Genomic DNA, 10,741 nt, shown 5'->3' on the forward strand with positions numbered 1-10,741 from the left:
GATCAATAACACTGGAAGCATAGCACGTATCAAAGACTTATGAGCCAACCACTGACAGAACTCTTACAATTACTGCAGCTTGAGCGGTTAGATACTGGCCTTTACCGAGGTCAAAGTGAAAACCTTGGACTGCCACAGGTGTATGGTGGACAGGTCATTGGGCAGGCCCTATCGGCCTCTAAAACCTCGGTCGACCCTGATCGCTTCTTACATTCATTCCACAGTTATTTTCTGCGCCCAGGCGATCCTGAGCAGCCGATCATCTACGACGTTGAGATACTCAGAGACGGAAAAAGTTTCAGTACGCGACGGATAAAAGCGGTACAAAACGGCAAACCCATCTTCTATTTGACGGCGTCTTATCAAGAAGAGGAAGAAAGCTTTGAGCATCAAAACACCATGCCAACCGACGTGCCAGCGCCTGAGACCTTGCGCTCGGAGCAATCGCTAGTCAATGATATTGCCCACAAGCTGCCGCCTAAGGTGGTCAAAGCGTTTGGGGGTGACAAGCCGATTGAAGTGCGGCCTGCCACAGTGATCAACCCACTTAAACCCCATTCCGCGCCGGCTAAGCAATATCTGTGGATCCGCGCCAATGGTGAAGTGGGAGACGATTTTCATGTCCATCAGTATTTACTCGGCTATGCCGCCGATTGGGGCTTTTTGGTCACGGCCTTGCAACCTCACGCAGTGACGCTGCTTACGCCGGGCATGAAAGTGGCCACCATTGATCACTCCATGTGGTTCCACCGCCCGTTTAGAATGGATGAGTGGCTGTTGTTTGCGATTGAAAGCCCCTCCGCCAGTGGTGCGCGTGGCTTTGTACGCGGCGAACTTTTTAATCAGCAAGGCGATCTTGTTGCTTCAGCGACCCAAGAGGGTTTGATGCGTAAACTCTCCTAGACATCAATGCCTCTAATCAGAGCGAGTCTGAGCGACATTAAAAGGGGCATTGCGCCCCTTTTTGATTGCTTCACTCATGACTGAGCCGCTGCACCTGCGCCTCTTCCTCTAGTGCGGCTAAATGCGCGCTGGCTTGCTGGAGTTGATACATCTGCCAGTAGCGGCCTTGCTGACGCAGCAGGCTTTGATGACGCCCTTGCTCAATCACGCGGCCACGATGCAAGACGAGGATGTTATCGGCCTCGGCAATGGTCGATAAGCGGTGCGCAATCACTACCACTGTCATCTGTTGACGTAACCTGTTCAGCGCCTGTTGCACAAGCTCTTCGGTGCCAGAGTCGATATTGGCGGTGGCTTCATCAAGGATCAGAATTTTAGGCTGACGCACTAACACGCGCGCCAGAGCCAACAACTGGCGCTGACCGGCAGAAAAGGTCATCCCGCCCTCGCCAAGTAAGGTATCCAGCCCCGCTGGCAACCCTTTCACGTAATCTGCCAGCGCCACTTGTTCGAGCGCATGCCAGATTTTTTCATCGTCCAGCGTCTGCCCCAGCGCGATGTTTTCTCGCAAACTCCCCGTCAGCATGTGCGGGTCTTGCTGTACCATGGCAACGCCTTCACGCAAGCTTTGATGACTCAAGCTTTCGATCGGTAATCCACCCAGCGTCAGCGTCCCCTCACCTGTGCGATAAAATCCCATCAGTAACGACGCCAAGGTTGATTTACCACTGCCCGTATGACCCACCAACGCTAGAAAGCCGCCGGCCGGGACGTCTACATTCACGTCTGACAACACCGGTGTTTCACCATCATAGGAAAACGACACATTCTGCAGTGCAATGGCACCATCAGGGATCGGCGTGGTGTCATTACCATATTGCTCAGGCGGCGTATCCATCATTTCGAAAAGCCGCTCACCGGCCGAGATAGCCTGCTGAAGCAGTGACAGTTGCTGCATCATTTCAATCAATGGCTCGGTGATCCGCCCCAAGTAGCTTAAAAAGGCGTACAGCACCCCAACCCCAATCACTGCCGTGCCGCTAAAACCGAAGATAGCCACCAAAGACAGCAACGCGGCCCCTGCCAATAAATCAATCAAAGGGCGAAGATAGATCCCGTTCAGGCGCTGAATAGTGACCATGGCATCCAAGTGATCCGCGGTCATATCACTGAATCGCGAGGAGAACGCCCGCTCTTGCTGCATTAGCTGGATCAAATTCATGCCGAGCACAGATTCATTCATCACCCCGTTGATATCTGCTAGCCGGTCTCGCGCTCGACGATACGCAGGCGCTGAGCGTTTTTGATAGCGCGCCATCACCAGCACCACACACGGCAGTAGCACCAACACCACCATTGTCAGTTGCACACTGAGCATTAGCATTGCCACCAGCATCACACCAATCAGTGCGATGTTGCGTAAAAAGGTAGAAAGCACCGACACATACAGCTCTTTCAACGACTCGGTGTCATTGGTCAAGCGCGATACAATCCGCCCCATTGGCACATAGTCAAAGGCTGACAGAGGCTGTTTAATCACGTTGGCGAACACCGCTTTACGAATACGTTGAATGATGGCCACCGCCATGGTGTTAAAACGCAGCTCGTACTGATACTGAAAGCCGGCGGAAACAATGGTCGATACGATGTAGCCGACTGCCAGTGCCCACATGATCACCGCCGGATAATGGTCTTTGGCGACATAGTTATCGAGAAAGATTTGCACCAAATAAGGACCTGTTACTTCGGCCACAGCCGCCACCAGCAAGAAAATCGTGGCAATCACAAATTGACGCCTGTCGCGGCGCATGTAGCTTAGCAATCGAAATAAGATCTCTCGCTTAGTCATGGCGCGGCTCCTCATCGGCTTCCAATGCCGCTTCCAGCTGCTGATATTGGTGCATTTCTTGATACCATCCTGGCTGTTGAATCAATTGGCGATGCTGGCCACGCTCTCGGACTTGCCCGTGGCTGAGTACCACAATTTCATCGGCATTTTCGAGTGCCGATAAGCGGTGGGCTATCACAATCGTGGTACGGGTGTGCTGATGCTGTTGCAGGTTCTGCAAAATGCGGTGCTCGGTGTCACCATCAACGGCTGACAAGGCATCATCCAAAATCAAACACTCCGCTTCCACCAACAAGGCGCGGGCAATCGAAATCCGCTGCTTTTGACCACCAGATAAGGTGATCCCTTTTTCACCGACTTCGGTTTCATACCCGTGCGGCAGCTGACGGATGTCTTCATCAATACAGGCAAGTTTCGTCGCCTGTTCAATTTCCGCTTGGGTCGCATCCGGACGACCAAGAGCGATGTTTTCCGCAATCGAGCGCGAAAACAAAAACGGCGTTTGCGCCACCACCGCGAAACGTTGTCGCCATGACGACAAATCAGCCTCCGCTATCGACACATCACCATAGCGAATATCGCCTTTTTCAAGCTGGGTCAGATGAAGTAGCAATTGCAATAAGGTTGATTTACCACTGCCGACTGGACCGGCAATCCCCAGCATGGCCCCAGGCGGAAGCGTTACATGGATATCTTTGAGGGCAAAACTGTCATCCGGTTGCCACTTAAACTGCTCAATGGTCAGTGCTAATGGCTGCATGGTGTCAGGCAGCGGCGTGTCACCACCAACAATGTCCGGCTGCTCTTGCAGCAACGCATCTATCCGCGTCCAAGCGGCGCGCCCACGCTCAATGATATTAAACAGCCACGCCACCGCGAGCATCGGCCAGATCATCAAGCCTTGATACAAGGTAAATGCGGTAAGATCCCCAAGCGAAATCTCACCAGTGGCGACCATGTAGCCGCCGCCAGACACGGTTAGGAAAAACGAAGCGCCAATGGTGCCTTGGATCACCGGCGAAAACAGCGCATCAACCCTTGCCACCGCGAGGTTTTTCTCCCCGGTACGATCGGCAACTTGATTAAACTGATTCATCTGGTGCTGCTCTAAGCCGAATGCACGTACCATACGCACCGCCGACAGTGAGGACTGACTCACCTCTGACAGCTCAGAAAACGCCGCTTGCGATTCAGTAAAGGTATGGTGCAAACGGCGACCAAAGCGATTAACCAGTACTGCCATTACCGGCATCGGTAACAGCGCTAAGAGTGTGAGCTGCCAGCTAATTTGGCTCACCATCACAATGAGCACGGCGACGCCTGTGATAATAGAATCCCCAGCGGTCAGGACCCCTTCACCGGCCGTCATCACCACCGCTTTCACATCATTGGTAGAACGCGCCATGATATCGCCACTCGGATAGCGACGGAAAAAATGCGGTGATTGGCGAGTAAAATGATCATAAAGCCGGTTGCGCAGCACAGTGCCAAGCTCAGCCGCAGCACCAAACAGCCACACTCGCCACACAATGCGCAGCACATATACCACCACCCAAATGGCCAGCATACCCGCAAGTAACCACATCAAGAGCTCAGTGGAAATCTCGCCCGCGACCACGCCATCGACCACATGGCCCACAGCCATCGGTGGAATGAGCTCGAAGACAGAGACAAATACCAAAATAATCATGGCGCCGACATAACGACGCCATTCACGTTTAAAAAACCAGCCTAACTGCCAAAACACCTTCATGAGGTCTCCTTTTTATCCCCGCCTTTTTATCATCAGAACGACCTATCGGATCGGTAAGGCGGTGGTGTACTTAAGCGCTTCCATGGCGAATGTTGATGTCACATTATTCAGACTTGGCACAGAATTGACCAGCTTTTTATAAAAATGATCAAATCGAGTCATATCAGCTACCTGCACCTTCATCATGTAATCATACTCGCCTGCCATGCGGTAGAATTCCATCACCTCAGGAAACTCGGTTACCACCTCGGTAAAGGTCTTGTACCACTGCTCACTGTGATCATTGGTTTTGATATGGACGAAGGCGGTAAATGCGAGGCCAACGGTTTCGGGGTCAAGCAATGCCACCCGCCCGCGGATCACTCCTTGTGATTCCAGCCGTTTCAGCCGCTTCCAACAGGGGGTCGTGGTTAAATTCACCCGTTCGGCCAACGCAGCCACAGACCAGTTGGCATCTTCCTGTAGCGCCGCGAGTAAAGTGCGATCTATCTCATCTAAAGTGATAGTCATGAAAAGTTATTTCCATTAATTGCTATAAGTGAGTTTATTTTTCTCTTTGGGTGGCATTATAGAGCAAAAATAGCAAGATTTTTATCCCACACTTTACGTAAACTGGTGCTAATTACGCATTCGGAGACGCATGATGACAACCTCACAGTCTTGCCATACTTGGGTCGGTAACGCGATTCGCCTCATTGAAGCCGACTTTAAACGCTCTGCAGATACCCACTTAATTAAGCTCGATATCCCTAGCTTTACAGACATTGATATCTATCTGAAAGACGAAAGCACCCATCCAACCGGTAGCTTGAAGCACCGCTTGGCGCGTTCTTTGTTTTTGTACGGCTTGTGTAATGGTTGGATTGATGAGCACACCACCATCATTGAAAGCTCATCAGGCAGTACTGCCATTTCCGAAGCGTATTTTGCCCGTCTGCTTGGCTTACGTTTTATTGCCGTAGTGCCTAAAAACACTGCGTGTAAGAAGATTGAGCAAATCCGTTTTTATGGCGGTGAAGCGCACTTTGTCGAGCGGTCAGATCAGATCTATGCCGAGTCTCGTCGCCTTGCTAAGGAGCTCAATGGCCATTACATGGACCAATTTACCTATGCCGAGCGAGCGACCGACTGGCGTAGCAATAACAACATTGCCAACCGCATTTTTGATCAAATGCAGTACGAGCGCTTCCCTATCCCTCGCTGGATTGTGATGAGTCCGGGCACCGGTGGCACCTCAGCAACCATTGGCCGCTACATCCGTTATCGTTGCCAACCGACTCAGCTGATGGTGGCCGATGCCGAGCACTCGGTGTTTCACGATTACTACCTCACCGGCGACAGTGCACTGACCACCGATAAAAGCAGCCGCATTGAAGGGATTGGACGACCACGTGTCGAGCCCAGCTTTATTCCCGGCGTGATTGATAGAATGACCACAGTGCCGGACACTCACAGTATCGCCACCATTCATTGGCTAGAAAGCCAGCTTGGCCGCAAAGCTGGCGCGTCTACCGGTACCAATCTATACGGCGTTTTGATGCTGGCCAATGAAATGCGCGCCAACGGCGAGAAAGGCTCTATTGTCACCTTGTTATGTGACAGCGGCGAGCGCTACCTAGACACCTATTACAACCCTGATTGGGTACGCGAGCACATTGGGGATCTCGACCAAGCGACCCATGATTTGCAGACCTTGTTGGGGTAACACGCCATCGTCTCTAACTGGGTTTCACGAAAAGGCGAGTGAATTATTCTTGCTCGCCTCGACGGACATCGGCCTGCAGGGCATCAAACTTGTCGTGCAGGCGCATTAGCCCGAGTTTTACTAAATCCGGCGGGCGCGGATGGTGCGACCTTTAACTTTTCCATCATTGAGTTTACGTAATGCGGCTTTAACGCAAGATTGTGACACGGCAATAAACGCCACATTGTCGAGTACATTGATTTTGCCGACCTGCTTACCATCAATGCCCGCTTGGCCAGTCAGCGCACCTAAAATATCACCCGCGCGTACTTTTTGTTTTTTACCTGAGTCAATCATCAAGGTTGCCATCTCAGGCTGATAGGGCACGGTGTCGAGCAAATCTTGCGACGGCAGAGCTTCAGGAAGAAAATCGCGGTCATACTGATCGCCAATCATCGCCAGCTTATAGTGCTCGGCATCGTTATATAGCGAACACGCCACCCCTTTTTTGCCAGCGCGACCGGTACGGCCGACGCGGTGCACGTGAGTTTGCGGATCGTGGGCGAGTTGATAGTTGATCACCATATCCATGTCATCAATGTCTAAGCCTCGCGCGGCCACATCAGTGGCCACCAGCACGGACGCACTTTTGTTGGCAAATTTTACCAAGGTGCGCTCACGGCCACGCTGTTCAATATCGCCATGCAAGGCAACGGCGCTAAAACCATCATCTTCTAGGTTATCGCAAACTTGTTGGGTTTGAGCTTTGGTCGTACAGAACACCACGCAGCTTTGCGGCTGAAAGTGTAATAACAGTAGCTTTAACGCTTGGTAACGCTGCTTGTTATCATCGACTTTATAGACGTGTTGCGAGATTGTACTTTGCGTTTGCACCTCATCCACTTTAACGGAGACAGGGTGGCTCAACACTCGCTGGGCAATCGCATTGATCGAGCGCGGGAAGGTAGCGCTGAATAACAAGGTTTGGCGATGAGCAGGAACACGCGCAATGATAGCATCCAAGGTATCTTGGAAGCCCATATCCAGCATCTGGTCGGCTTCATCCAACACCAACGTCTCAACGTCATCGAGACGCAAGGTGCCCTTACGTAAATGGTCATCCACACGCCCCGGAGTGCCGACAATAATGTGTGCACCATGCTCCAATGATCCAATTTGTGGGCCAATCGATACTCCACCGCACAGCGTCAGTACTTTGACATTATGACGACCACGCGCCAACTTACGCATCTCAACCGCCACTTGCTCGGCCAGCTCACGGGTTGGACACAGCACCAAAGATTGCACGCGAAAGCGTTTTACGTTCAGTTTGGCTAACACGCCCAGGCTAAACGCCGCCGTTTTCCCCGAGCCGGTTTTTGCTTGGGCAATAATATCTTTCCCACTGAGCACAGACGGTAAGCTCTGCGCCTGAATGGGCGTCATGTGCGTATAACCCAAGGTTGCTAAGTTATCGAGTAAATCAGCGGGTAACGCAAGCGAGGAAAAAGCGGTATCAGTCAAAGTCGTATCCACAACAAAAGTAAATCATGCCGCGCCCAAGCACGGCCAAAGGGGACGTATCATACCAGAGTCTGATTGCTGCCACATTAACCGATTAGCGCCACCCGCGTTGAGAACCGCTTTGTCGAGTCATGTATTTTGTTACGTCATTGTTAGACAAAGCTCCGTATTTATACCTGCTCAACTTGTCTTGTCATTGGGCTTGGTGTGCAATCAAGGCACACAATTAAGGAGGATTGTCTTGTGGCAAATATCCCAGTAGAAAACTACCCGCTCTCTCATACGCAGGCGATTGTTTGGAATGACATGGATGCCCTGCAACATATCAATAACACCGTGTATTTTCGCTACTTTGAAGATGTACGCGTGGTGATGCTTGAAAAATTGGAAGTGTTCGAGCTAGCCAAACGACTGCATGTTGGCCCCGTGGTCGCCTCAACCCGCTGCGATTATCGCGCCCCTTTGGTGTATCCAGATACCATCACCACCGTCGCTTGGGTCGAGGATATTCAAGAAAAGCGCTATGCGATGAAGTATGAAATCTACAGCCACAATCAAGAGCGCTGTGTGGCCGAGGGCGAGGCTTTGATTGTCTATTGCGATTTTAAAACCGGTAAAAGCTGCCCTATCCCAGCCGAGACGCTCGAAGGGTTAAAAGCCTTTGTGGCGAAACAGTAAGCATAGAGACGAGCACTGCGCGTTTCCTGACGCGCAGTCAGTAATCAATAAAGATTTTTGAGTGTAATGACAGATTTAACGCGATAGTAAGAACTTACGTAGATCCTGTTCTGAACGCATGACGAATAAGATAAACACCGTGTCTTCTTCTTGCTTATAGAAAATACGACAAGGATTCACCACCACCTCTCGATAATTCAAGTGTGGTAGTTCAGGTGGCACTCGACCAGAATCAGGAAAAAGCACTAACCGCTCCACCGCGGTAAAGGCCGCTTGCACTAGCGCTTTAGCTGCAACCAGGTTGTCCAGTGCAACATATTCAGCAACGTCATTCAGATCCGCCAGCGCAGGCTCAGTCCAAACTATTTGAGCCATTTGGACATTTGTTCCTTGGCATCATGATGACTCAAGAGCTTCTCTTCGGTAATTGCGCGCTCGCCACGCGCGATCCCTTCTAAGATAGCAAGACGACTCTGCATTAATTCGTAATCATCCACACTTAATAAGTACGCTGAAGGCTTACCATGTTCGGTGATCAAAACAGGCTCTTTATTCGCCTTCAATTCAGACAAAATTTTGGTTGCCTGACGCTTCAGTGTGGTCACAAGTTCTACTTTCATCGCTCGCCCGAATAGTGGTATTAAAGTATCAGTATTGTAGCACTTAAGTGTCACTGAAAAAGTTTTTTTGATTCGCCTTATCAGCGACCGTCATTTCAAACTAATCTCTTCAGGCTCGCCCACTCTGGTCACAGTCGGCGCGCCTGGGGCGTTCCAGCGAAACAAGGTGATATGCCAAGTGCTGGGATCTTTTCGCGACGGGTCAATTAAGCCAATTTCATTACCACTTCTCAGCTTATCGGCCACCAACCAACTGGATGGTGCTTCGCCATTTGCTAAGGCGGCTTGCCAATCAACGCTGGATAAGGCTTTGTATTGCAGAAGTTCAGGATGACGCAAATCCACCAGCTCACAGGGGTCAACCTGATACCGCACAAGCACGCGTGGCGTTGTGATCTGGCTGGCGTACTTTTGCATTGCCACGCGCGCACTCTCTACACTCTCAGTCAAATACAGCGCACTTTCACCCTGACGATTATACCGACCGTTCGGTCTGTCTTTACTTTCTCGCATCAAGGCGGCGTCTATGTGCTCAGGGTGACATACTCTGACAAAAATACCCGAGATAGGCGTGCGGCACAGGCGGGGGATTGCTTGCGGTTCAAGTACGTCCATAACTTGTGAATGTCCTTTATAAATCAACCATCAAGGCGTAGCTTAGCAAACAAAGAGGAGGCAAATTGCGTGCCGACTAACGGATTGCATCATCGCGTCTGGCTTGCTGTCGATACCGCACAGGGGTACCATCCGTGCTCTGTGTAACACTGGGTAAGTAGCACCGCCAAAGGACAAACCGATGAAAAAAGCCGTTGTGGTATTTAGCGGAGGACAGGATTCAACCACCTGTTTGATTCAAGCGCAGGCAGAGTACGACGAAGTGCATTGCCTCACTTTCGACTATAACCAGCGCCACAAGCAAGAAATTGATGTTGCCCGTGAGATTGCTGCAAACCGCAACGTCAGTGCGCACAAGGTACTGGATGTTGGTTTGCTCAATGAATTGGCGATTAGCTCGCTCACACGCGACAATATTCCTGTTTCCAATGCACTGAACGAAAACGGCCTGCCCAATTCCTTTGTGCCGGGTCGTAATATCTTGTTTTTGACTTTGGCAGGCATTTACGCCTATCAAATTGGCGCTGAGGCGGTGATCACCGGTGTCTGCGAAACCGACTTTTCTGGCTATCCAGATTGTCGTAACGATTTTATTCAATCAATGCAGCAGGCCCTTGAGCGCGGCATGGACAGAAAACTCGCCTTAGTCACACCACTGATGTGGCTGAATAAAGCCGAGACTTGGGCACTGGCCGACCAGTATCACGCCCTCGATTTTGTACGCGACCACACCCTAACCTGTTATAACGGCATTAAAGGCACTGGCTGTGGCGAGTGTCCAGCCTGTCACTTGCGTCAGCGTGGCTTAGATGAGTACCTCGCCAACCAAGCAGACGTACAAGCCGCGCTGCAGCGAAAACAGGCCGAAAACGCGTAATAGCGCAGCGACAAAACATAAAAAACCGCCTCGCAATGAGGTAATGCATGTGAATTAAGCTGAGTTGCGTCTTTTAGAAGGCCTAGTCGCATAGCGATTGGGCCTTTTCTTTACTGCTCTTGGGTATGTCCTCTCTCGCCTCTCTGGAAGTACAAAGCTCTCTGCCATGTCGAGGATATATCGGAGCACTTCTGGGTACCTTCCAGGTGCGACAGCCGGGAGCACCTGCAACTGACTC

11 protein-coding genes and 1 pseudogene are annotated in these 10,741 nt (G+C 51.1%); 4 read left to right on the forward strand and 8 right to left on the reverse strand.

The window, feature by feature from the left end; genetic code table 11:
- Nucleotides 1-39: 39 nt before the first annotated feature.
- Complete coding sequence (gene tesB / locus BZJ19_RS09035; RefSeq protein ID WP_077675382.1) at nt 40-903, forward strand: acyl-CoA thioesterase II; 864 nt, start codon at nt 40-42, stop codon at nt 901-903.
- 70 nt (nt 904-973) lie between these two features.
- Here the strand turns inward: tesB and BZJ19_RS09040 are convergent, their stop codons facing one another.
- The 3 genes from BZJ19_RS09040 to BZJ19_RS09050 are packed head-to-tail and all read right to left on the reverse strand — an operon-like array spanning nt 974 to nt 5,015.
- A complete protein-coding gene (locus BZJ19_RS09040; protein WP_077675383.1) occupies nt 974-2,752 on the reverse strand; it encodes an ABC transporter transmembrane domain-containing protein in 1,779 nt (592 codons plus the stop codon).
- Nucleotides 2,745-4,505 carry an ABC transporter transmembrane domain-containing protein gene (locus BZJ19_RS09045; protein ID WP_077675384.1) on the reverse strand — a complete coding sequence of 587 codons (1,761 nt, stop codon included), beginning with the start codon at nt 4,503-4,505 and terminating at the stop codon, nt 2,745-2,747. The genes BZJ19_RS09040 and BZJ19_RS09045 overlap by 8 nt, the downstream gene beginning before the upstream one ends.
- A 42-nt stretch (nt 4,506-4,547) precedes the next feature.
- Nucleotides 4,548-5,015, reverse strand: a complete 468-nt coding sequence (locus BZJ19_RS09050) for an Lrp/AsnC family transcriptional regulator (protein WP_046073854.1) — start codon at nt 5,013-5,015, stop codon at nt 4,548-4,550.
- A 133-nt stretch (nt 5,016-5,148) separates the two neighbouring features.
- On the opposite strand from BZJ19_RS09050, the gene BZJ19_RS09055 reads away from it, so the two are divergent.
- A complete protein-coding gene (locus tag BZJ19_RS09055) occupies nt 5,149-6,210 on the forward strand; it encodes a PLP-dependent cysteine synthase family protein (RefSeq protein WP_077675385.1) in 1,062 nt (353 codons plus the stop codon).
- Between the two features lie 120 nt (nt 6,211-6,330).
- On the opposite strand, the gene dbpA is transcribed toward BZJ19_RS09055, so the two are convergent.
- Nucleotides 6,331-7,713 (reverse strand): ATP-dependent RNA helicase DbpA, encoded by a 1,383-nt coding sequence (dbpA, locus tag BZJ19_RS09060; RefSeq protein ID WP_077675386.1) that lies wholly within the window; start codon nt 7,711-7,713, stop codon nt 6,331-6,333.
- A gap of 243 nt (nt 7,714-7,956) precedes the next feature.
- Between dbpA and BZJ19_RS09065 the strand changes: the two genes are divergently transcribed.
- The gene (locus BZJ19_RS09065; protein WP_231637397.1) at nt 7,957-8,391 is read left to right on the forward strand and encodes an acyl-CoA thioesterase; all 435 of its coding nucleotides are present in this window, start codon (nt 7,957-7,959) and stop codon (nt 8,389-8,391) included.
- A gap of 75 nt (nt 8,392-8,466) precedes the next feature.
- Here the strand turns inward: BZJ19_RS09065 and BZJ19_RS09070 are convergent, their stop codons facing one another.
- The 3 genes from BZJ19_RS09070 to BZJ19_RS09080 all read right to left on the reverse strand — a co-directional run bounded on the left by BZJ19_RS09070 (nt 8,467) and on the right by BZJ19_RS09080 (nt 9,626).
- Nucleotides 8,467-8,766: a type II toxin-antitoxin system RelE/ParE family toxin gene (locus BZJ19_RS09070; RefSeq protein ID WP_021024563.1), complete on the reverse strand. Its 300-nt coding sequence runs from the start codon at nt 8,764-8,766 to the stop codon at nt 8,467-8,469.
- Nucleotides 8,754-9,011, reverse strand: a complete 258-nt coding sequence (locus tag BZJ19_RS09075; RefSeq protein WP_077456206.1) for a type II toxin-antitoxin system Phd/YefM family antitoxin — start codon at nt 9,009-9,011, stop codon at nt 8,754-8,756. The genes BZJ19_RS09070 and BZJ19_RS09075 overlap by 13 nt, the downstream gene beginning before the upstream one ends.
- 90 nt (nt 9,012-9,101) lie before the next feature.
- A complete protein-coding gene (locus BZJ19_RS09080; protein WP_077675387.1) occupies nt 9,102-9,626 on the reverse strand; it encodes an RES family NAD+ phosphorylase in 525 nt (174 codons plus the stop codon).
- 181 nt (nt 9,627-9,807) lie between these two features.
- Here BZJ19_RS09080 and queC point away from each other — a divergent pair, with 181 nt between their 5' ends.
- Entirely contained in the window at nt 9,808-10,503 is a 696-nt protein-coding gene (gene queC / locus BZJ19_RS09085) for a 7-cyano-7-deazaguanine synthase QueC (RefSeq protein WP_077675388.1), read from the forward strand.
- A 54-nt stretch (nt 10,504-10,557) separates the two neighbouring features.
- On the opposite strand, the pseudogene BZJ19_RS09090 reads toward queC, so the two are convergent.
- A pseudogene (locus BZJ19_RS09090) lies at nt 10,558-10,741 on the reverse strand (IS4 family transposase); the annotation flags it as partial.

This window comes from Salinivibrio proteolyticus (assembly GCF_001996165.1).
GTDB classification, from domain to species: domain Bacteria; phylum Pseudomonadota; class Gammaproteobacteria; order Enterobacterales; family Vibrionaceae; genus Salinivibrio; species Salinivibrio proteolyticus.

Coding starts and splice junctions, on each gene's coding strand:
- queC (WP_077675388.1), top strand. CDS start 9,808: ATGAAAAAAGCCGTTGTGGTATTTAGCGGAGGACAGGATTCAACCACC.
- BZJ19_RS09070 (WP_021024563.1), bottom strand. CDS start 8,766: ATGGCTCAAATAGTTTGGACTGAGCCTGCGCTGGCGGATCTGAATGAC.
- tesB (WP_077675382.1), top strand. CDS start 40: ATGAGCCAACCACTGACAGAACTCTTACAATTACTGCAGCTTGAGCGG.
- BZJ19_RS09080 (WP_077675387.1), bottom strand. CDS start 9,626: ATGGACGTACTTGAACCGCAAGCAATCCCCCGCCTGTGCCGCACGCCT.
- BZJ19_RS09075 (WP_077456206.1), bottom strand. CDS start 9,011: ATGAAAGTAGAACTTGTGACCACACTGAAGCGTCAGGCAACCAAAATT.
- BZJ19_RS09045 (WP_077675384.1), bottom strand. CDS start 4,505: ATGAAGGTGTTTTGGCAGTTAGGCTGGTTTTTTAAACGTGAATGGCGT.
- BZJ19_RS09055 (WP_077675385.1), top strand. CDS start 5,149: ATGACAACCTCACAGTCTTGCCATACTTGGGTCGGTAACGCGATTCGC.
- BZJ19_RS09040 (WP_077675383.1), bottom strand. CDS start 2,752: ATGACTAAGCGAGAGATCTTATTTCGATTGCTAAGCTACATGCGCCGC.
- BZJ19_RS09050 (WP_046073854.1), bottom strand. CDS start 5,015: ATGACTATCACTTTAGATGAGATAGATCGCACTTTACTCGCGGCGCTA.